Raw genomic sequence first — 21,895 nt, forward strand, 5'->3', positions numbered from 1 at the left:
AGAAGCACTTATCCATGATATAATGTTATTTATAAGAACTGTGTAAAAGCCCGGTGAACGGGTTTTTTCATTTGCGCAAAAAAATGTACGTCAGGGAGGGAAGGACGCTCGTCCTAAATGAATGGAAAAAAGTTGGTATGTTGTCCATACTTATTCTGGATATGAAAATAAAGTAAAAGCAAACCTAGAGAAACGTGTAGAATCAATGGGTATGCAAGATAAAATTTTCCGTGTTGTTGTCCCGGAAGAAGTAGAAGTAGAAATGAAAAATGGTAAAGAAAAATTAATGAAAAGAAAAGTGTTCCCAGGTTATGTATTAGTAGAATTAATCATGACTGATGACTCTTGGTATGTTGTACGTAACACGCCAGGTGTAACTGGGTTCGTTGGTTCTTCTGGTTCTGGATCTAAACCATCACCTCTATTAGAAGAGGAAGTTGTTACTATTATGAAACATATGGGAATGGACAATGAAGTGGTTGATTTCGACTTTGAACTTCATGAGACAGTACGTGTAAATGAGGGACCATTCGCAGATTATACAGGTGCTATCGAAGAAATTGATGTGGAGAAGAAGAAGGTTAGCGTGCTTGTGGACATGTTTGGTCGCGAGACTCCAGTTGAACTTGACTTCCATCAAATTGAAAAATTATAAAATGAAACTTGAAATGAATTGTAAAAAGTGATAATATCTTTTAAGTCAGTACGTCTTCGTTATCGGAGACGTTTTTTGAAAGATTTTATCCTTAGAGATAAAATATGACGTGGGAGGGCAAATCACTGTCCAATTGACCACATCACGGACTTAAGGAGGTGTGTCTCGTGGCTAAAAAGGTAATTAAAATGGTAAAGCTTCAAATTCCTGCAGGTAAAGCTAACCCAGCTCCACCAGTTGGTCCAGCATTAGGACAAGCAGGTGTTAACATCATGGGCTTCTGTAAAGAGTTTAACGCTCGTACAGCAGATCAAGCTGGTCTTATCATCCCTGTTGAAATTACGGTATTTGAGGACCGTTCATTCACTTTCATTACTAAAACTCCTCCTGCTGCTGTTCTTCTTAAGAAAGTAGCTGGTATTGAGTCTGGTTCTGGTGAACCAAACCGTAATAAAGTGGCAACTGTTAAGCGTGATAAAGTACGCGAAATCGCTGAAACTAAAATGCCTGACCTAAACGCTGCTAGCGTAGAAGCTGCAATGCGTATGGTTGAAGGTACTGCACGCAGTATGGGCATCGTTATCGAAGACTAATTCGATTTGTTTTTTAAAAAAGGTTGCGGGTCTGGAATTCCAATTCGCAACCTTTATTATCGTAAATGATTATCGTTTTTAAATAAATGGGTGGCGCGCATCCTCAGGTTATACCTGAAAATAAGCGTAAACGTGGGAGGTTATTCCGCTAAAACCACATTCGAGGAGGAAATAAAAATGGCTAAAAGAGGTAAAAAGTACGTAGAAGCTGCAAAGCTTGTTGATCGTGCAGCTGCTTACTCTGCAACAGAAGCAGTAGAATTAGTAAAGAAAACAAACACAGCTAAATTTGATGCAACTGTAGAAGCTGCATTCCGTTTAGGTGTTGACCCTAAGAAAGCTGACCAACAAATCCGTGGTGCAGTTGTTCTTCCACACGGTACTGGTAAAGTACAACGTGTATTAGTATTCGCTAAAGGTGAAAAAGCTAAAGAAGCTGAAGCTGCTGGAGCTGACTTCGTAGGCGATGCTGATTACATCGGTAAAATCCAACAAGGTTGGTTCGATTTCGATGTAGTAGTAGCAACTCCTGACATGATGGGTGAAGTTGGTAAACTTGGTCGCGTATTAGGACCTAAAGGTTTAATGCCAAACCCTAAAACTGGAACAGTTACTTTCGATGTAACTAAAGCTGTTAACGAAATCAAAGCTGGTAAAGTTGAATACCGCGTTGATAAAGCTGGTAACATCCACGTTCCAATCGGTAAAGTATCTTTCGAAGATGCTAAATTAGTAGAAAACTTCAGAACAATCGCTGACACTTTACAAAAAGTTAAGCCAGCTGCTGCAAAAGGTACTTACATGAAGAACGTAACAGTTGCTTCTACAATGGGACCTGGCGTACGTGTAGACGTTTCTACATTAGCGTAAATTTTGGAAGTTGACTTCATAAAGAAGTTTTAATATAATCATTTATGTTGTGAATTTAATTAGTGTACCGTAGACAGTAGGTGTCAATAGACTTAATTTCCTACCTAGGTGTTAATATACGAAGCGGAATTTTTTTCTGTGACTATATGCCTCCATGTCTACAAGTTGGGCATGGAGGTTTTTAGTGCACTTTCGGTACATCTTCTATATAATCTACAGGAGGTGTAATAACATGAGCAAAGTAATCGAAACTAAACAACAAGTTGTAACTGAAATCGCGGACAAACTTCGCGCTAGTAAATCTACAATCGTTGTTGACTACCGTGGTTTAACAGTTTCTGAAGCAACAGAATTACGTAAGCAATTACGTGAAGCTGGCGTTGAGTTCAAAGTTTACAAAAACTCTCTAACTCGTCGTGCTGCAGAATCTGCTGAAATGGCTGAGTTAAATGAATTCTTAACAGGACCAAACGCAATCGCGTTCAGTAACGAGGATGTAGTTGCTCCTGCGAAAGTATTAAACGACTTCGCTAAAGATCATGAAGCTTTAGAAATTAAAGCGGGCGTAATCGAAGGTAAACTTGTAACACTTGATGAGGTTAAAGCTATCGCTACTCTTCCATCACGTGAAGGCTTACTTTCTATGCTTCTTAGCGTTCTTCAAGCTCCAATCCGTAACCTTGCACTTGCTACTAAAGCAGTTGCAGACCAAAAGGAAGAGCAAGGCGCTTAATTTTTTAAAAGATAATTACGTATTATCGATAAAACAATACAAACCTATTTAAGGGAGGATATTTACAATGACTAAAGAACAAATCATTGAAGCAGTTAAATCTATGACTGTATTAGAACTTAACGACTTAGTAAAAGCTATCGAGGAAGAATTCGGCGTAACTGCTGCTGCTCCTGTAGCTGTTGCTGGTGGCGCTGGAGAAGCTGCTGCTGAGAAAACTGAATTTGATGTGGAACTAACTAGCGCTGGTGCACAAAAAATCAAAGTTATCAAAGTTGTTCGTGAAATCACTGGTCTTGGCTTAAAAGAAGCTAAAGAATTAGTTGACAACACTCCAAAAGTAATCAAAGAAGCTGCTGCTAAAGAAGAAGCTGAAGAAATCAAAGCTAAACTTGAAGAAGTTGGCGCTGCTGTAGAAGTTAAGTAATTAACTTTTGATGCTTTAAAAAAAGCTCGCTCTCATGCGAGCTTTTTTTTTAACTGTAAAGAAAAGAGGTGGCCATATGGCAGACCATTATTTTTCTAACGACCCTTCTAGTAAAAGTAATCGTAAGCGATGGGAATTTACGCTTCGTGGATCTCAATTTACTTTCTTATCTGACCGTGGGGTGTTCTCGAAAAACGAAGTGGACTTTGGTTCTCGTCTTTTAATTGAAGCGTTTCAAGTGCCAGATATTAAAGGTGACATATTAGACGTAGGTTGTGGATATGGACCAATTGGTTTATCGTTGGCGAAAGAGTTTCAAGACCGTAAAGTTCACATGGTGGATGTGAATGAAAGGGCACTTGAGCTTGCAAAAGAAAATGCCGCTAACAATAGAATTGGAAATGTGCACATTTTTCAAAGTAGCGTCTATGAAAATGTAGATGGTATGTATGCTGCTATTCTATCTAATCCTCCAATTCGTGCAGGTAAAGATATCGTGCATGAGATTTTAGAAAAAGCTGTAGAACATTTAGTTCCAGGTGGAGAGTTGTGGATTGTTATTCAAAAGAAACAAGGTGCACCATCTGCGCTGAAGAAACTAGAAGAAGTGTTTTCTGAAGTCGAAGTTGTAGAAAAGAAAAAAGGATATTATATCATAAAATCAAAAAAACGTTGACGGTTATTTTTGGCTATGTTAACATTATACAATGCCAATATATGATTTTCTGCGTTGAGAAAGATGTATATTTTTGTTTCTCTTGGAAAAGATAGTAAAATCAGTAGATTATGAAACAGAATGATGGTTTTCTTATAGAAGCCATTTTTCTTTTTTGAACAGGTAGAAAGACTCAACGTATTTATCTTTAAGAGAAAAAAGACTACGCTAAATAGCAGTAGTTGTATTTATTTGTGATTTTGCACAAATTTTTTTGTGCATTTATAATACTCATGATTTGAGGGGTGAAGCAGTTGACAGGTCAACTAGTTCAATACGGACGCCACCGCCAACGAAGAAGTTATGCCCGTATTAGTGAAGTATTAGAGTTACCAAATCTTATCGAAATTCAAACCTCTTCTTATCAGTGGTTTCTTGATGAGGGTTTGCGAGAAATGTTCCAAGACATTTCTCCGATTGAAGACTTTACGGGAAATCTATCGCTTGAATTTATCGACTACAGCTTAGGTGAACCTAAATACTCTGTAGACGAATGCAAAGAGCGTGATGTGACGTATGCAGCACCACTTCGTGTAAAAGTGCGTCTAATCAACAAGGAAACTGGTGAAGTAAAAGAACAAGATGTGTTCATGGGAGATTTCCCACTCATGACAGAGACTGGAACATTCGTAATTAACGGTGCAGAACGTGTTATCGTTTCCCAGTTAGTTCGCTCTCCAAGCGTATACTATAGTGGCAAAGTGGATAAAAACGGAAAACGTGGTTTTACTGCTACTGTAATTCCAAACCGCGGAGCTTGGTTAGAGTATGAGACAGATGCTAAGGATGTTGTATATGTGCGTATTGACCGTACGCGTAAACTTCCTGTAACTGTTTTGTTACGCGCATTAGGGTTTGGCTCTGATCAAGAAATCACCGAGCTTTTAGGTGATAACGAATACTTAAGCAACACATTAGAAAAAGACAACACAGATAGCACAGAAAAAGCATTGCTTGAAATTTATGAGCGCCTACGTCCTGGTGAACCACCAACAGTAGAAAATGCTAAGAGCTTACTTGTGTCTCGTTTCTTTGATCCAAAGCGCTACGATTTAGCAAATGTAGGTCGCTACAAGATCAACAAAAAGTTACACATTAAAAACAGATTGTTTAATCAACGTTTAGCTGAAACATTAGTGGATCCAGAAACTGGTGAAATTTTAGCGGCAGAAGGAACAATCTTAGATCGTCGTACACTTGATCGCATTTTACCTTACTTAGAGAAAAACATTGGATTCAAAACAGCGAAACCAATGGGTGGAGTGGTAGAAGGCGATGTTGAGCTGCAATCTATTAAGATTTATGCTCCTGAGTCAGAAGGCGAGCGCGTAATTAACGTAATTGGTAATGCAAATATTACTCGCGATGTAAAACACATCACACCAGGTGATATCCTTGCTTCTATCAGTTACTTCTTCAACCTACTATATAAAGTAGGGGATACAGATGATATCGACCACTTAGGAAACCGTCGTCTGCGTTCTGTTGGAGAACTATTACAAAATCAATTCCGTATCGGTCTTTCTCGTATGGAACGTGTTGTTCGTGAGAGAATGTCGATCCAAGATACAAATGCAATTACACCACAGGCATTAATTAATATTCGTCCTGTTATTGCATCTATTAAAGAGTTCTTCGGAAGTTCTCAGTTATCTCAGTTCATGGACCAAACAAATCCGTTAGCAGAGTTAACTCACAAACGAAGATTATCTGCATTAGGACCTGGTGGTTTAACGCGTGAGCGCGCAGGCTTTGAAGTACGTGACGTTCACTACTCTCACTATGGTCGTATGTGTCCGATTGAAACACCAGAGGGACCAAACATCGGTTTGATTAACTCATTATCTTCGTTCGCGAAAGTAAATGAGTTTGGTTTCATTGAAACACCATACCGTCGTGTTGACCCAGAAACTGGTCTTGTAACAGGGCATGTTGATTATTTAACAGCAGATGAAGAAGATAATTATGTTGTAGCCCAAGCGAATATGAAATTATCTGAAGAAGGAGAATTCCTTGATGAAGATATCGTAGCTCGTTTCCGTGGTGAAAACATTGTCACAAATAAAGAACGCATCGACTACATGGATGTATCACCAAAACAAGTAGTGTCGGCAGCGACAGCTTGTATTCCGTTCTTAGAAAACGATGACTCTAACCGCGCACTTATGGGAGCGAACATGCAACGTCAGGCGGTTCCGTTAATGAATCCGGAATCTCCGATTGTAGGTACAGGTATGGAGTACGTATCAGCAAAAGACTCAGGTGCTGCAGTAATCTGTAAACACCCTGGTATTGTTGAACGAGTAGAAGCACGTGAAGTTTGGGTACGTCGCTATGTAGAAGTTGACGGTCAAACAGTAAAAGGCGACTTAGATCGCTACAAAATGCAAAAATTCATTCGTTCTAACCAAGGAACTTGCTACAACCAACGTCCAATCGTAAGTGTTGGAAATGAAGTTGTAAAAGGTGAAATCCTTGCGGATGGTCCTTCTATGGAATTAGGTGAACTAGCACTTGGACGTAACGTGCTTGTTGGCTTCATGACTTGGGACGGTTATAACTACGAGGATGCGATCATTATGAGTGAGCGCCTTGTAAAAGATGATGTGTACACTTCTATTCATATTGAAGAATATGAGTCAGAAGCTCGTGATACGAAGCTTGGACCAGAAGAAATTACACGTGACATTCCAAACGTTGGGGAAGATGCATTACGCAACCTTGACGAGCGCGGTATCATTCGCGTTGGTGCGGAAGTAAAAGATGGAGATTTACTTGTTGGTAAAGTAACACCTAAAGGTGTAACAGAATTAACAGCTGAAGAACGTCTATTACATGCTATCTTTGGAGAAAAAGCGCGTGAAGTACGTGATACATCACTACGTGTACCACACGGTGGTGGCGGTATTATCTTAGACGTAAAAGTATTCAACCGTGAAGATGGCGACGAATTGCCACCAGGCGTGAATCAACTTGTGCGTGCATATATCGTTCAAAAACGTAAAATTTCTGAAGGTGACAAGATGGCCGGACGTCACGGTAACAAAGGTGTTATCTCTCGTATTTTACCAGAAGAAGATATGCCTTACTTACCAGACGGTACGCCAATCGATATCATGTTAAACCCATTAGGGGTACCATCTCGTATGAATATCGGTCAGGTATTAGAGCTTCATCTTGGTATGGCAGCAAGATACCTTGGCATTCACATTGCAACACCAGTATTCGATGGTGCTCGTGAGGAAGATGTTTGGGGCACAATTGAAGAAGCTGGTATGGCAAATGACGCGAAAACAATCCTGTATGACGGACGTACTGGTGAACCATTCGATAACCGTGTATCTGTTGGTGTCATGTATATGATCAAACTTGCGCACATGGTTGACGATAAACTTCATGCTCGTTCTACTGGACCATACTCACTTGTAACGCAGCAGCCTCTTGGAGGTAAAGCTCAGTTCGGTGGACAGCGTTTCGGTGAGATGGAGGTTTGGGCACTTGAAGCTTATGGTGCTGCTTATACTCTTCAAGAAATCTTAACAGTGAAGTCTGATGATGTTGTTGGACGTGTTAAGACGTATGAAGCAATTGTTAAAGGCGAAAATGTTCCAGAACCAGGCGTTCCTGAATCATTCAAAGTATTGATTAAAGAGCTGCAAAGTTTAGGTATGGACGTTAAAATGATGTCTAGCGACGATACAGAAATTGAAATGCGTGATACGGAAGATGACGATGATCATCAATCAGCAGACAAATTGAATGTCGAAGTTGAGACAACTAAGGAATAATTGGGATAACCTGTAGACTAAAAGGGAGGTAGGCCCCTTGATAGATGTAAATAACTTTGAATATATGAAGATTGGACTTGCTTCACCTGACAAGATTCGTTCTTGGTCATACGGTGAAGTTAAGAAACCAGAAACAATTAACTATCGTACGTTAAAGCCTGAAAAAGATGGCTTGTTCTGTGAGCGTATTTTCGGACCACAAAAGGACTGGGAATGTCATTGCGGAAAATACAAACGTGTACGTTATAAAGGTGTAGTTTGTGATCGATGTGGCGTTGAAGTAACGCGTGCGAAAGTGCGTCGTGAACGTATGGGTCATATCGAATTAGCTGCTCCTGTATCTCATATTTGGTATTTCAAAGGTATCCCGAGCCGCATGGGACTTGTCTTAGACATGTCCCCTCGCGCGCTTGAAGAAGTAATTTATTTCGCTTCTTATGTTGTAACAGAAAGTGGAGATACACCACTTGATAAGAAGCAATTACTTTCTGAAAAAGAATACCGTGCATATCGTGATCGATATGGTAGCACATTCCAAGCTGCTATGGGTGCAGAAGCGATTAAAAAGCTATTACAAGACATCGATTTAGATAAAGAAGTAGACTTCTTAAAAGAAGAATTAAAAACAGCACAAGGACAACGCCGTACTCGTGCTATTAAACGTCTAGAAGTATTAGAAGCATTCCGTAATTCTGGAAATGAGCCATCTTGGATGATCTTAGATGTTCTACCAGTAATCCCACCAGAACTACGCCCAATGGTACAGTTAGATGGTGGACGTTTTGCTACTTCTGACTTAAACGACTTATACCGTCGTGTAATTAACCGTAACAACCGTTTAAAACGTCTATTGGACTTAGGTGCACCAAGCATTATCGTTCAGAACGAAAAACGTATGTTACAAGAAGCTGTAGACGCATTAATCGATAATGGTCGTCGTGGCCGTCCAGTTACTGGACCAGGTAACCGTCCATTAAAATCACTATCTCACATGCTTAAAGGTAAACAAGGACGCTTCCGTCAAAACTTATTAGGTAAACGTGTTGACTACTCTGGTCGTTCTGTAATCGTTGTAGGACCGAACTTAAAGATGTACCAATGTGGATTACCAAAAGAGATGGCGCTTGAACTGTTCAAACCTTTCGTAATGAAAGAGTTAGTTGAAAAAGGATTAGCACACAACATTAAGAGTGCGAAACGTAAAATCGAGCGTGTACAACCTGAAGTTTGGGACGTTTTAGAATCTGTGATTAAAGAACATCCAGTACTTCTAAACCGCGCACCAACACTTCACCGTCTTGGTATTCAGGCGTTTGAACCTACATTAGTAGAAGGTCGCGCAATCCGTCTTCACCCACTTGTATGTACTGCATACAACGCGGACTTTGACGGTGACCAAATGGCCGTTCACGTACCTTTATCATCAGAAGCACAAGCAGAAGCTCGTCTTCTTATGTTAGCGGCACAAAACATCTTGAACCCGAAAGACGGTAAACCAGTTGTTACTCCATCTCAGGATATGGTATTAGGTAACTACTACTTAACACTTGAGCGTGAAGGTGCAATCGGTGAAGGTATGGTCTTCAAAGATGCGAACGAGGCATTACTTGCATACCAAAATGGATATGTACATCTTCATACACGTGTTGCAGTAGCTGCAAGCGCAGTAAACAACGCAACATTTACTGAAGAACAAAAGAGTATGCTTCTATTAACAACAGTTGGTAAATTAATATTTAACGAAATCTTACCAGAGTCGTTCCCTTATATTAATGAACCAACAAATTCAAACCTTGAAAAAGAAACACCAGCGAAATATTTCGTTGAAAAAGGTGCGAACATTAAAGAGATTATTGCTAGTCGCGAAGAAGTGGCGCCATTCAGCAAGAAAATCCTTGGTAACATCATTGCGGAAGTGTTTAAACGTTTCAAAATTACAGAAACGTCTCGCATGCTTGACCGTATGAAAAACTTAGGATTCAAGTACTCTACAAAAGCTGGTATTACAGTTGGGGTATCTGACATTCTTGTATTAGGTGAAAAAGATGAAATTCTCCACGAAGCACAAGCAAAAGTAGATAATGTAATTAAACAATTCCGTCGCGGTTTAATCACGGAAGAAGAACGTTACGATCGCGTTATCTCTATTTGGAGTAATGCAAAAGATGTTATCCAAGGAAAACTGATGAAATCCTTGAATAAACGCAACCCAATCTTCATGATGAGTGATTCCGGTGCCCGTGGTAACGCATCGAACTTTACTCAGCTTGCTGGTATGCGTGGTCTGATGGCCAATCCATCTGGTCGTATCATCGAACTTCCAATCAAATCAAGTTTCCGTGAAGGTTTAACAGTACTTGAGTACTTCATCTCTACGCATGGTGCGCGTAAAGGTCTTGCCGATACAGCACTGAAAACTGCCGATTCTGGTTACTTAACACGTCGTCTTGTTGACGTTGCACAAGATGTAATCGTTCGTGAAGATGATTGTGGAACAGATCGCGGTTTATTAATTGGTGCGATTAAAGAGGGTAATGAAGTTATCGAGTCATTATATGATCGTCTTGTTGGACGTTTTGCAAGAAAAACTGTAAAACATCCTGAAACAGGTGAAGTATTAGTTGCTGAAAATCAATTAATTACTGAAGATATCGCTCATATCGTTGAAAATTCGGGTGTTGAAACTGTAAACATTCGTTCAGCGTTCACGTGTAACACTCGCCACGGTGTATGTAAGAAGTGTTACGGCCGTAACTTAGCAACTGGAACAGACGTAGAGGTAGGGGAAGCGGTAGGTATTATCGCAGCTCAATCTATCGGTGAGCCAGGTACACAGTTAACGATGCGTACGTTCCATACAGGTGGGGTTGCCGGAGATGATATCACTCAAGGTTTACCTCGTATCCAAGAGATCTTCGAAGCTCGTAATCCGAAAGGTCAGGCAGTTATCAGTGAAATCGACGGTGTTATCGCAGCGATCAACGATGTTAAAGATCGCCAAGAAGTAGTTGTACAGGGTGAAGTTGAAACTCGTACGTATGCTATTCCTTACGGTGCTCGTCTGAAAGTAATTCCAGGACAGCAAATTAGCCACGGTAAAGAGTTAACAGAAGGTTCTATTGATCCGAAAGAATTACTAAAAGTAACGGACATTACGGCAGTTCAAGAATACTTATTACGTGAAGTTCAAAAAGTATACCGTATGCAAGGGGTAGAAATTGGTGACAAACACGTAGAAGTAATGGTACGCCAAATGTTACGTAAAGTTCGTGTAAGTGATGCAGGTGAAACAGATGTATTACCAGGAACATTACTAGATATCCATCAGTTTACTGATGCCAATGCGAAGGTGTTACTACAAGGTAAACAACCAGCAACAGCTAGACCTGTTCTACTTGGTATTACAAAAGCTTCACTTGAAACAGATTCATTCTTATCTGCAGCATCGTTCCAAGAAACAACTCGTGTCTTAACTGATGCAGCAATTAAGGGTAAACGTGATGAGCTTCTAGGATTGAAAGAAAATGTTATTATCGGTAAACTTGTTCCTGCTGGAACAGGTATGAATCGTTATCGCAAAGTGGATCTTGTTAAAACAACACAAGATGACATGAATGTAGAAAACGATGAAGTTTATGTGGAACAGTAAAATTTTCCGTCGTAAATTTTGTATAAAAACAGTTAATCCTAGTTGACATTGTATGAGTCAAAATGTTACTATAAGCAAGGTTGCTCCTGAACGATGCTTTGGAGGATATTTATATGTCTTATCAAAAAGTGTCAAATGCTGAAAATGTGGTCGTTGGTCATAAACGCACATTGGAAGCAATCAAAAATGGTATAGTTAAAGAAGTTGTCATTGCAGAAGATGCTGATATGCGGTTAACCCATGTTATCATTCGTACTGCATTGCAACATAACATACCCATAACAAAAGTTGAATCAGTTCGTAAACTTGGAAAAGTTGCGGGGATTCAAGTGGGAGCTTCAGCAATAGGAATAATAAGTTAAAACTGTTTTTGTGAGGAGAGAGCATTTGCTCTCCCTTGCAAAAACTTTGTTTTCAACTAATAATGAACCACCTGGATATGTGGTCATACAAACATGCGAAGGGAGGATAATCAAATGCCTACTATTAACCAATTAGTGAGAAATGGTCGTACTGATAAAGTATGGAAATCTAAATCACCTGCGTTAAACAAAGGTTTTAACTCTTTAAAGAAAAAATCAACTGATATTTCTGCACCTCAAAAACGTGGTGTATGTACTCGTGTTGGTACAATGACTCCAAAGAAACCAAACTCAGCGTTACGTAAATATGCTCGTGTTCGTTTAACAAATGGTATTGAGGTAACAGCATACATCCCAGGTATCGGTCACAACTTACAAGAGCACAGCGTAGTATTAATTCGCGGTGGTCGTGTAAAAGACTTACCAGGGGTACGTTACCACATCGTTCGTGGTGCGCTTGATACAGCTGGTGTTGACAAGCGTATGCAAGGCCGTTCTAAATACGGTACTAAAAAGCCAAAAGCGGCTAAGAAATAATAACTTTTTAATGAAAGGAGGAACTCAATATGCCTCGTAAAGGACCTGTTGCAAAACGTGACGTGTTACCAGATCCAATGTACAATTCAAAGCTAGTAACACGCCTTATCAACAAAATGATGGTTGACGGTAAAAAAGGTAAATCTCAAACAATTCTTTATAATGCGTTCGATATCGTAAGCGAACGTACTGGTAAAGAGCCAATGGAAGTATTCGAGCAAGCTCTTAAGAACATTATGCCTGTTCTTGAAGTACGCGCTCGTCGTGTTGGTGGTGCTAACTACCAAGTTCCAGTTGAGGTTCGTCCAGAACGCCGTACAACTTTAGGTCTTCGTTGGTTAGTAAACTACGCTCGTCTTCGTGGTGAAAAAACTATGGAAGAGCGTCTTGCTAACGAAATCTTAGATGCAGCTAACAACGCTGGTGCATCTGTTAAGAAACGTGAAGACACTCATAAAATGGCAGAAGCTAACAAAGCATTTGCTCATTACCGTTGGTAGGATACAACGTAAAATAAATGTAAGCATAGACCGCTTTATTTGTCGCTTATGGAAGTGTGGAGAGGGAGAATGCCTCTCCCTTTCAATGGCGCTCGTTTTACATAATGAGAGTACTGGACATACTGACATATGTAACAATATAAAGTGGCTTTTTTGCTACTTAAAATAAAAAATCCAATCCATATATGGAAGGAGCAAGACACCAAATGGGAAGAGAGTTCTCTTTAGAAAACACTCGTAATATTGGTATCATGGCTCACATCGATGCTGGTAAAACAACAGCTACTGAGCGTATTCTGTACTACACAGGACGTATTCATAAAATCGGTGAAACTCACGAAGGTGCATCTCAGATGGACTGGATGGAGCAAGAGCAAGAGCGTGGTATCACAATTACTTCTGCTGCAACTACAGCACAATGGAAAGGTCACCGTGTAAACATCATTGACACTCCAGGTCACGTAGACTTCACAGTAGAAGTAGAACGTTCTTTACGCGTACTTGATGGCGCGGTAGCAGTACTTGATGCACAATCTGGTGTTGAACCACAAACAGAAACTGTTTGGCGTCAGGCTACTACTTATGGCGTACCTCGTATCGTATTCGTTAACAAAATGGATAAGATTGGTGCGGACTTCTTATACTCTGTAGGAACAATCCACGATCGTTTACAAGCAAACGCACATCCAATTCAGTTACCAATCGGTGCTGAAGATGAGTTCAATGGTATCATTGACCTTGTTGAAGAATGTGCTTACATGTACGGTAACGATTTAGGAACAGACATTCAACGTGTTGAGATTCCTGAAGAGCACAAAGAACTAGCTGAAGAATACCGTGGAAAACTTATCGAAGCGGTAGCTGAGCTAGATGAAGAAATGATGATGAAGTACCTAGAAGGTGAAGAAATCACTGTAGAAGAGCTTAAAGCTGGTATCCGTAAGGCTACAACTTCTGTAGAATTCTTCCCAGTAATCTGTGGTTCTGCATTCAAAAACAAAGGTGTTCAAATTCTGTTAGACGCAGTTATCGACTACCTACCATCTCCATTAGACGTACCTGCTATTAAAGGTATCGTTCCTGATACAGATGAAGAAGTAGAACGTAAGTCTAGCGATGAAGAGCCTTTCTCAGCATTAGCATTCAAAATCATGACTGACCCTTATGTTGGTAAGTTAACGTTCTTCCGTGTGTACTCTGGTGTGTTAAACTCTGGATCATACGTGAAAAACTCAACTAAAGGTAAGCGTGAGCGTGTAGGTCGTATCCTACAAATGCACGCTAACAGCCGTGAAGAGATCTCAACAGTTTACGCTGGTGACATCGCTGCTGCTGTAGGTTTAAAAGATACTACTACTGGTGATACTCTTTGTGACGAGAAGAGCCTTGTTATCCTTGAGTCTATGGAATTCCCAGAGCCAGTTATCTCTGTAGCTATCGAACCAAAATCTAAAGCTGACCAAGATAAAATGGGTACAGCATTAGCTAAGCTTTCTGAAGAAGATCCAACATTCCGTGCTCACACTGACCAAGAAACTGGCCAAACAATCATCGCTGGTATGGGTGAACTTCACCTTGATATCATCGTTGACCGTATGCGCCGTGAGTTCAAAGTTGAAGCAAACGTTGGTGCTCCTCAGGTAGCATACCGTGAGACTTTCCGCTCTGCTGCGAAAGTTGAAGGTAAGTTCGCTCGTCAATCTGGTGGACGTGGACAATTCGGACACGTTTGGATTGAGTTTGAACCTAACGAAGAAGGTAAAGGATTCGAATTCGAAAACAAGATCGTCGGTGGTGTTGTTCCACGTGAATACATCCCAGCTGTAGGCGCAGGTCTTGAAGATGCACTTAAAAATGGTGTACTTGCTGGATATCCAGTAGTAGACATTAAAGCTGCATTAGTTGACGGATCTTACCATGATGTCGATTCATCTGAGATGGCGTTCAAAATCGCTGCATCTATGGCACTTAAAGCTGCGGTTTCTAAATGTAACCCAGTAATCCTTGAGCCAATGATGAAAGTTGAAGTTGTAATTCCTGAAGAGTACATGGGTGACATTATGGGTGACGTAACATCTCGTCGTGGACGTGTAGAAGGTATGGAAGCTCGCGGTAACGCTCAAGTTGTTCGCGCTATGGTTCCACTTTCTGAAATGTTCGGTTATGCAACGTCATTACGTTCTAACACTCAAGGACGCGGAACATTCTCTATGGTGTTTGACCACTATGAAGAAGTACCAAAGTCTGTTTCTGAAGAAATTATCAAAAAAAATAAAGGTGAATAATTGATTTTTATCGATTGTTCAAGTATAACTACTTATGTAAGCTTAGAAAGTGGGACGCAAGTTTCGCTTTCTAGACTAAATATAAAATAACCTATATAAACTAAGGAGGAATTTAGAATGGCTAAAGCTAAATTCGAACGTTCTAAACCCCATGTTAACATCGGTACAATCGGCCACGTTGACCATGGTAAAACTACATTAACTGCTGCGATCACTACAGTTCTTGCAAAAGCTGGTGGTGCTGAAGCACGCGGATACGATCAAATCGATGCTGCTCCAGAAGAAAGAGAGCGCGGTATCACAATCTCAACTGCACACGTTGAGTACGAAACTGAAACTCGTCACTATGCACACGTTGACTGCCCAGGTCACGCTGACTATGTTAAAAACATGATCACTGGTGCTGCTCAAATGGACGGCGGTATCTTAGTAGTATCTGCTGCTGATGGCCCAATGCCTCAAACTCGTGAGCACATCCTTCTTTCTCGTCAAGTAGGTGTACCTTACATCGTTGTATTCTTAAACAAATGCGACATGGTAGACGACGAAGAATTATTAGAATTAGTAGAAATGGAAGTTCGCGACCTATTATCTGAATACGGATTCCCAGGCGACGACATTCCTGTAATCAAAGGTTCTGCTCTTAAAGCTCTTCAAGGAGAAGCTGATTGGGAAGCAAAAATCATTGAATTAATGGCTGAAGTTGATGCTTACATCCCAACTCCAGAACGTGAAACTGACAAACCATTCTTAATGCCTGTAGAGGATGTATTCTCTATCACAGGTCGTGGTACAGTTGCTACTGGTCGTGTTGAGCGCGGTATCGTTAAAGTTGGTGACGTTGTAGAAATCATCGGTCTTGCTGAAGAAAATGCTTCTACAACTGTAACTGGTGTAGAAATGTTCCGTAAACTTCTTGACCAAGCTCAAGCTGGTGACAACATCGGTGCTTTACTTCGTGGGGTTGCTCGTGAAGACATCCAACGTGGACAAGTACTTGCAAAAAGCGGTTCTGTAAAAGCTCACGCTAAATTCAAAGCTGAAGTTTTCGTATTATCTAAAGAAGAAGGTGGACGTCACACTCCATTCTTCGCTAACTACCGTCCACAGTTCTACTTCCGTACAACTGACGTAACTGGTATCATCCAATTACCAGAAGGTACTGAAATGGTAATGCCTGGTGACAACGTAGAAATGACTATCGAACTTATCGCTCCAATCGCTATCGAAGAGGGAACTAAATTCTCTATTCGTGAAGGTGGACGTACAGTAGGTTACGGCGTAGTTGCTACTATCGTTGAGTAATCTTAACTGATATAAAAAACCCCGAGGGATTTTCCCTTGGGGTTTTTGTTTGCATTTATATAATGAACAAAATGATTGTTTCATATTTTGACGAGTTTCTTCTATAGTAATGTAAAATCATCAAAACCAAAATCCAGAAACTGTAAAATGAATTCTGCTAGATGAAAACTTGAAATTCTTTAAAGTGCCATGTATAATAGCAAAAGTAGAGAAAAGCAGATGCAAACAAAAAGATGCTTGCATCTAGACGAATAACATTGTATAATAGACAATGTTGGTCTTTGACTGCGATGAAGTGGAAGGTTGCTGACACACCCGGCCGCTTTGCCATGGCATGGTGTGAGGAAATTTCCATGGAGAAGGTCTATTTTAGAAATAGGCGAACGAAGGAGGGAAAATAATGGCAAAAGAAAAAATTCGTATCCGTTTAAAAGCTTACGATCACCGTATTCTTGATCAGTCAGCTGAGAAAATTGTAGAAACAGCTAAGCGTTCTGGGGCAACAGTTTCTGGTCCGATCCCATTACCAACTGAAAAAACTGTTTACACAATTCTTCGTGCTGTTCATAAGTACAAAGATTCTCGTGAGCAATTCGAAATGCGCACGCACAAACGTCTAATCGACATCGTGAGTCCTACTCCACAAACAGTAGATTCATTAATGCGTTTAGACTTACCATCTGGTGTAGATATCGAAATCAAACTATAATTTATATAACTTAAAAATGTAGGAGGTGTAACTCATGACCAAAGGAATCTTAGGAAGAAAGATCGGTATGACTCAAGTATTTGCTGAGAACGGTGAGTTAATCCCAGTAACAGTTATCGCTGCTAATCCAAACGTTGTTCTTCAAAAGAAAACAACTGAAACTGATGGCTACAACGCAATTCAGTTAGGATTTGAAGATAAGCGTGAAAAGTTAACTAACAAACCTGAACAAGGCCACACTGCTAAAGCATCTACAACTCCTAAGCGCTTCATTCGCGAAATCCGCGATGCAGACGTGGACGGATTAGAGGTTGGTCAAGAGGTAAAAGTTGACGTATTCGCTACAGGTGAAATCGTTGATGTAACAGGAATTTCTAAAGGTAAAGGTTTCCAAGGTGTTATCAAACGCCACGGACAATCTCGCGGACCTATGTCTCATGGTTCTCGCTATCACCGTCGTCCAGGTTCAATGGGCCCAGTTGCTCCGAACCGTGTATTCAAAGGCAAAAAACTTGCTGGACGTATGGGTGGAGACCAAGTTACTATCCAAAACTTAGAAATCGTTCAAGTTGACACTGAGCGCAACTTATTACTAGTAAAAGGTAACGTTCCAGGTGCTAAGAAATCTCTTGTAGTTGTTCAAGGCGCTGTGAAGGTTAGCAAATAATTCACAATAGGAAGGAGGAATTCCAATGCCAAAAGTTACTGTATATAACCAAACTGGTTCACAGGTTGGTGAAATCGAATTAGCTGAAGCTATTTTCGGTATCGAACCAAATGAAGCTGTACTTTTCGAAGCTGTAATGATGCAACGTGCATCTTTACGTCAAGGTACACACAAAGTAAAAACTCGCTCTGAAGTTCGCGGTGGTGGTCGTAAACCATGGCGTCAAAAAGGAACTGGACGTGCTCGTCAAGGGTCTATCCGCTCTCCTCAATGGCGTGGTGGTGGTACGGTATTCGGACCTACACCAAGAAGCTATGCGTACAAACTTCCTAAGAAAGTTCGTCGTTTAGCAATCAAATCTGCATTAGCTACTAAAGTAGTTGAGAACAACATTGTAGTTCTTGAAGACCTAGTGTTAAATGCACCAAAAACAAAAGATATGCTAGCAGTACTTAAAGGATTAACTGTTGAGAAGAAAGCTCTTATCGTAACTGCTGATGCAAACGAATCTGTAGAGTTATCTGCTCGCAATATCCCTGGAGTAACAGTAATCACTGCTGATGGCGTAAACGTTTTAGACGTGCTTCATCATGATAAGCTAATCATGACAAAAGCGGCAGTGGAAAAAGTAGAGGAGGTGCTTGCATAATGAGAGATCCTCGTGATATCATTAAGCGCCCAGTTATCACTGAACGTTCTATGGAAATGATGGCTGAAAAAAAATACACGTTCGATGTGGACGTTAAATCTAATAAAACAGAAGTTAAAGATGCTCTAGAAGCGATCTTTGGTGTTAAAGTAGAAAAAGTGAACATCATGAACTACAAGCCGAAAGCAAAACGCGTTGGTCGTCACGCTGGTTTTACTAGCCGTCGTCGTAAAGCAATCGTTAAGCTAACTGCTGACAGCAAAGAAATCGAAATCTTCCAAGGCGTTTAATTCTTACTAAAGAAGGAGGGAAATTGAGATGGGAATTAAAAAGTATAATCCAACTACTAACGGTCGTCGTAACATGACTACGAATGATTTCGCTGAAATCACGACTGACAGACCCGAAAAGTCTTTACTTGCTCCTTTAAGCAAAAAGGCTGGTCGTAATAACCAAGGTAAAATCACTGTACGTCATCAAGGTGGCGGACATAAGCGTCAATACCGTATCATCGACTTCAAACGTAACAAAGATGGAATTCCAGGACGCGTTGCTACGATCGAATACGATCCAAACCGCTCTGCGAATATCGCATTAATTAACTACGTTGACGGTGAAAAACGTTACATTCTTGCTCCTAAGAACTTAGAAGTAGGTATGGAAATTATGTCTGGCGCTGAAGCTGACATTAAAATCGGTAACGCATTACCATTAATCAACATTCCAGTAGGTACTGTTGTTCATAACATCGAGCTTAAACCAGGTCGTGGTGGACAATTAGTTCGTTCTGCTGGTACATCTGCACAAGTACTTGGTAAAGAAGGTAAATACGTTCTTGTACGTTTAACTTCTGGTGAAGTGCGTCTTGTATTATCTGCTTGCCGTGCAACTGTAGGTCAAGTTGGTAACGAGTCACACGAACTTATCAAGATCGGTAAAGCTGGTCGCTCTCGTTGGTTAGGTAAGCGCCCAACTGTTCGTGGTTCTGTAATGAACCCAGTTGATCACCCACACGGTGGTGGTGAAGGACGTTCACCAATCGGACGTAAGTCTCCAATGTCTCCATGGGGTAAACCAACTCTTGGATTCAAAACTCGTAAGAAAAACAAAGCGTCTGACAAATTCATCGTTCGTCGTCGTAAAAAATAATGGGATTGTAGTACGGTTCACTTTGAGAACCGTACGGCAATCACGAAGGGAGGCACCAAAATGGCTCGTAGCTTGAAAAAAGGACCATTTGTCGATGATCATTTAATGAGTAAAATTGCAAAGCTAAATGAAACTGAGCAAAAGCAAGTTGTTAAAACTTGGTCTCGTCGTTCAACGATCTTCCCTCAGTTCATCGGTCACACAATCGCTGTATATGACGGTCGTAAACATGTACCTGTATATGTTACTGAAGACATGGTAGGCCACAAGTTAGGTGAATTCGCACCAACTCGTACGTATAAAGGTCATGATGCTGACGATAAGAAAACTAGAAGATAATGAGAGGAGGCACTTCAATGCAAGCTAAAGCAGTAGCGAGAACAGTTCGTATTGCTCCTCGTAAAGTTCGTTTAGTTGTAGACTTAATCCGAGGTAAGCAAGTGGGTGAAGCGATTGCTATCCTTAACCACACACCAAAAACTGCTTCTCCAGTTGTAGAAAAAGTTTTAAAATCTGCAATCGCAAATGCAGAGCACAATTATGAAATGGACATTAACAGCTTAGTTGTTGAGAAAGTTTTCGTTGACGAAGGTCCAACGTTAAAACGTTTCCGTCCACGTGCAATGGGTCGTGCAAGCCAAATTAACAAACGCACAAGCCACATCACAGTTGTGGTATCAGAAAAGAAGGAGGGATAATCGATGGGTCAAAAGGTTAATCCAATTGGTCTTCGTGTCGGCGTTATCCGTGACTGGGAATCTCGTTGGTTCGCTGAGAAAGATTACGCTACATTATTACATGAAGACATCAAAATCCGTGAGTACATTAATGTACGCTTAAAAGATTCTGCTGTTGCTAAAGTAGAAATCGAACGTGCAGCAAATCGTGTAAATGTTACAATTCACACTGCAAAACCTGGTATGGTAATTGGTAAAGGTGGTACTGAAGTTGAAGCACTTCGTAAAGCTCTTAACCAATTAACAGGCAAGCGTGTACACATCAACATTTTAGAAGTTAAGAGAGCTGATCTTAACGCTAAATTAGTAGGCGAAAACATCGCTCGTCAATTAGAAAACCGTGTATCATTCCGTCGTGCACAAAAGCAAGTTATTCAACGTGCTATGCGTGCAGGTGCTAAAGGTATTAAAACACAGGTTTCTGGTCGTCTTGGCGGAGCTGATATCGCTCGTGCAGAATCTTACAGTGAAGGAACTGTTCCACTTCATACACTTCGCGCTGATATTGACTATGCAGCAGTTGAAGCTGATACAACATACGGTAAATTAGGCGTAAAAGTATGGATCTACCGTGGAGAAGTCCTTCCTACAAAAAAGAAAGCTTCTGAGGAAGGAGGAAAATAATATGTTAATGCCAAAACGCGTAAAATATCGTAGAGAGCATCGTGGTAAAATGCGTGGTCGTGCTAAAGGTGGAACTGAAGTAGCTTTCGGTGAATTCGGTTTACAAGCACAAGCTGCTTCATGGATTACAAACCGTCAAATCGAAGCTGCTCGTCGTGCAATGACTCGTTACATGAAACGTGGCGGTAAAGTATGGATTAAAATTTTCCCTTCTAAACCTTACACTGCAAAACCTCTAGAAGTACGTATGGGTTCCGGTAAAGGGGCACCAGAAGGCTGGGTAGCAGTAGTAAAACCTGGGAAAATTATGTTCGAAATCGCGGGTGTATCTGAAGAGGTAGCACGCGAAGCATTACGTCTTGCAGCTCACAAGTTACCTGTGAAATGTAAATTCGTAAAACGTGAAGAAAATGGTGGTGAATCTAATGAAAACTAATGATATTCGTGAATTAACCACTGCCGAAATCGAAACAAAAGTTAAAGCTTTAAAGGAAGAGTTGTTTAATCTTCGCTTCCAACTTGCTACAGGACAATTAGAGAATCCAACTCGCATTCGTGAAGTGCGTAAGGCAATTGCTCGTATGAAAACTGTAGTTCGTGAAAGAGAGATCGGAATTAATCGATAAATTGAGGGGAGGTTTGCATAGTGAGCGAACGTAACCAACGCAAAGTTTATACTGGTCGTGTAGTGTCTGACAAAATGGACAAAACGATTACAGTTTTAGTTGAAACTTACAAAACTCATTCCTTGTACGGAAAACGTGTTAAGTATTCTAAGAAGTACAAAGCCCATGATGAGCAAAACCAAGCGAAACTTGGCGATATCGTAAAAATCATGGAAACTCGCCCGCTTTCTGCTACTAAGCGTTTCCGTTTAGTTGAAATCGTTGAAGAAGCGGTTATTATCTAAATAGACGAATCGGAATTTTTAGTCCGAAGGG

General features: G+C 40.6%; 24 protein-coding genes and 1 other annotated feature. All 24 genes read left to right on the forward strand.

Going from position 1 to position 21,895, the window contains the following annotated elements:
• The first annotated feature begins 121 nt into the window (after window positions 1–121).
• The 24 genes from nusG to rpsQ all read left to right on the forward strand — a co-directional run bounded on the left by nusG (window position 122) and on the right by rpsQ (window position 21,864).
• Complete coding sequence (gene nusG, locus PDK19_RS23870; RefSeq protein WP_000415794.1) at window positions 122–655, forward strand: transcription termination/antitermination protein NusG; 534 nt, start codon at window positions 122–124, stop codon at window positions 653–655.
• A 167-nt stretch (window positions 656–822) separates the two neighbouring features.
• Window positions 823–1,248 carry a 50S ribosomal protein L11 gene (gene rplK / locus PDK19_RS23875; protein ID WP_001085872.1) on the forward strand — a complete coding sequence of 142 codons (426 nt, stop codon included), beginning with the start codon at window positions 823–825 and terminating at the stop codon, window positions 1,246–1,248.
• A gap of 177 nt (window positions 1,249–1,425) precedes the next feature.
• Window positions 1,426–2,118 carry a 50S ribosomal protein L1 gene (gene rplA / locus PDK19_RS23880; RefSeq protein ID WP_002020168.1) on the forward strand — a complete coding sequence of 231 codons (693 nt, stop codon included), beginning with the start codon at window positions 1,426–1,428 and terminating at the stop codon, window positions 2,116–2,118.
• 49 nt (window positions 2,119–2,167) lie between these two features.
• Window positions 2,168–2,311 (forward strand) — a sequence feature (ribosomal protein L10 leader region).
• Window positions 2,312–2,350: 39 nt separating this feature from the next.
• Window positions 2,351–2,851, forward strand: a complete 501-nt coding sequence (gene rplJ, locus PDK19_RS23885) for a 50S ribosomal protein L10 (RefSeq protein ID WP_000048716.1) — start codon at window positions 2,351–2,353, stop codon at window positions 2,849–2,851.
• 67 nt (window positions 2,852–2,918) lie between these two features.
• Entirely contained in the window at window positions 2,919–3,278 is a 360-nt protein-coding gene (gene rplL, locus PDK19_RS23890) for a 50S ribosomal protein L7/L12 (RefSeq protein ID WP_000159736.1), read from the forward strand.
• 76 nt (window positions 3,279–3,354) lie between these two features.
• Window positions 3,355–3,954 carry a class I SAM-dependent methyltransferase gene (locus PDK19_RS23895; RefSeq protein WP_049111169.1) on the forward strand — a complete coding sequence of 200 codons (600 nt, stop codon included), beginning with the start codon at window positions 3,355–3,357 and terminating at the stop codon, window positions 3,952–3,954.
• Between the two features lie 293 nt (window positions 3,955–4,247).
• Window positions 4,248–7,781, forward strand: coding sequence for a DNA-directed RNA polymerase subunit beta (rpoB, locus tag PDK19_RS23900; protein WP_000147554.1), 3,534 nt, complete (start codon window positions 4,248–4,250; stop codon window positions 7,779–7,781).
• Window positions 7,782–7,818: 37 nt separating this feature from the next.
• Window positions 7,819–11,430, forward strand: a complete 3,612-nt coding sequence (gene rpoC / locus PDK19_RS23905) for a DNA-directed RNA polymerase subunit beta' (RefSeq protein ID WP_000567938.1) — start codon at window positions 7,819–7,821, stop codon at window positions 11,428–11,430.
• Between the two features lie 113 nt (window positions 11,431–11,543).
• Entirely contained in the window at window positions 11,544–11,792 is a 249-nt protein-coding gene (locus PDK19_RS23910; RefSeq protein ID WP_000121830.1) for a 50S ribosomal protein L7ae-like protein, read from the forward strand.
• A gap of 114 nt (window positions 11,793–11,906) precedes the next feature.
• A complete protein-coding gene (gene rpsL, locus PDK19_RS23915) occupies window positions 11,907–12,329 on the forward strand; it encodes a 30S ribosomal protein S12 (RefSeq protein WP_001142340.1) in 423 nt (140 codons plus the stop codon).
• Between the two features lie 29 nt (window positions 12,330–12,358).
• The gene (gene rpsG / locus PDK19_RS23920) at window positions 12,359–12,829 is read left to right on the forward strand and encodes a 30S ribosomal protein S7 (protein ID WP_001137493.1); all 471 of its coding nucleotides are present in this window, start codon (window positions 12,359–12,361) and stop codon (window positions 12,827–12,829) included.
• Between the two features lie 206 nt (window positions 12,830–13,035).
• Window positions 13,036–15,114: an elongation factor G gene (fusA, locus tag PDK19_RS23925; protein WP_000532231.1), complete on the forward strand. Its 2,079-nt coding sequence runs from the start codon at window positions 13,036–13,038 to the stop codon at window positions 15,112–15,114.
• 117 nt (window positions 15,115–15,231) lie between these two features.
• A complete protein-coding gene (gene tuf / locus PDK19_RS23930) occupies window positions 15,232–16,419 on the forward strand; it encodes an elongation factor Tu (RefSeq protein WP_001029615.1) in 1,188 nt (395 codons plus the stop codon).
• A gap of 400 nt (window positions 16,420–16,819) precedes the next feature.
• The gene (rpsJ, locus tag PDK19_RS23935; RefSeq protein ID WP_001040596.1) at window positions 16,820–17,128 is read left to right on the forward strand and encodes a 30S ribosomal protein S10; all 309 of its coding nucleotides are present in this window, start codon (window positions 16,820–16,822) and stop codon (window positions 17,126–17,128) included.
• Between the two features lie 34 nt (window positions 17,129–17,162).
• The gene (gene rplC / locus PDK19_RS23940) at window positions 17,163–17,795 is read left to right on the forward strand and encodes a 50S ribosomal protein L3 (RefSeq protein ID WP_000160207.1); all 633 of its coding nucleotides are present in this window, start codon (window positions 17,163–17,165) and stop codon (window positions 17,793–17,795) included.
• Between the two features lie 25 nt (window positions 17,796–17,820).
• On the forward strand, window positions 17,821–18,444 hold the full coding sequence (rplD, locus tag PDK19_RS23945; RefSeq protein WP_001127258.1) for a 50S ribosomal protein L4: 624 nt from the start codon (window positions 17,821–17,823) through the stop codon (window positions 18,442–18,444).
• Window positions 18,444–18,734: a 50S ribosomal protein L23 gene (gene rplW / locus PDK19_RS23950; protein WP_001205558.1), complete on the forward strand. Its 291-nt coding sequence runs from the start codon at window positions 18,444–18,446 to the stop codon at window positions 18,732–18,734. Before rplD ends, rplW begins: the two co-directional genes overlap by 1 nt.
• A 28-nt stretch (window positions 18,735–18,762) precedes the next feature.
• A complete protein-coding gene (gene rplB, locus PDK19_RS23955) occupies window positions 18,763–19,593 on the forward strand; it encodes a 50S ribosomal protein L2 (protein WP_000511580.1) in 831 nt (276 codons plus the stop codon).
• A 60-nt stretch (window positions 19,594–19,653) separates the two neighbouring features.
• A complete protein-coding gene (gene rpsS / locus PDK19_RS23960) occupies window positions 19,654–19,932 on the forward strand; it encodes a 30S ribosomal protein S19 (protein ID WP_000124453.1) in 279 nt (92 codons plus the stop codon).
• A 17-nt stretch (window positions 19,933–19,949) separates the two neighbouring features.
• Window positions 19,950–20,291 carry a 50S ribosomal protein L22 gene (gene rplV, locus PDK19_RS23965; protein WP_001148025.1) on the forward strand — a complete coding sequence of 114 codons (342 nt, stop codon included), beginning with the start codon at window positions 19,950–19,952 and terminating at the stop codon, window positions 20,289–20,291.
• Window positions 20,292–20,294: 3 nt separating this feature from the next.
• Window positions 20,295–20,954, forward strand: coding sequence for a 30S ribosomal protein S3 (gene rpsC, locus PDK19_RS23970; protein ID WP_000529956.1), 660 nt, complete (start codon window positions 20,295–20,297; stop codon window positions 20,952–20,954).
• 1 nt (window position 20,955) lies between these two features.
• A complete protein-coding gene (rplP, locus tag PDK19_RS23975) occupies window positions 20,956–21,390 on the forward strand; it encodes a 50S ribosomal protein L16 (protein WP_000928971.1) in 435 nt (144 codons plus the stop codon).
• On the forward strand, window positions 21,380–21,580 hold the full coding sequence (gene rpmC, locus PDK19_RS23980; protein ID WP_000855718.1) for a 50S ribosomal protein L29: 201 nt from the start codon (window positions 21,380–21,382) through the stop codon (window positions 21,578–21,580). Before rplP ends, rpmC begins: the two co-directional genes overlap by 11 nt.
• Before the next feature lie 20 nt (window positions 21,581–21,600).
• Window positions 21,601–21,864 (forward strand): 30S ribosomal protein S17, encoded by a 264-nt coding sequence (gene rpsQ / locus PDK19_RS23985; protein ID WP_000004106.1) that lies wholly within the window; start codon window positions 21,601–21,603, stop codon window positions 21,862–21,864.
• Window positions 21,865–21,895 lie beyond the last annotated feature (31 nt).

This window comes from Bacillus cereus group sp. BcHK124, from assembly GCF_027712065.1.
Taxonomy (GTDB): domain Bacteria; phylum Bacillota; class Bacilli; order Bacillales; family Bacillaceae_G; genus Bacillus_A; species Bacillus_A pacificus.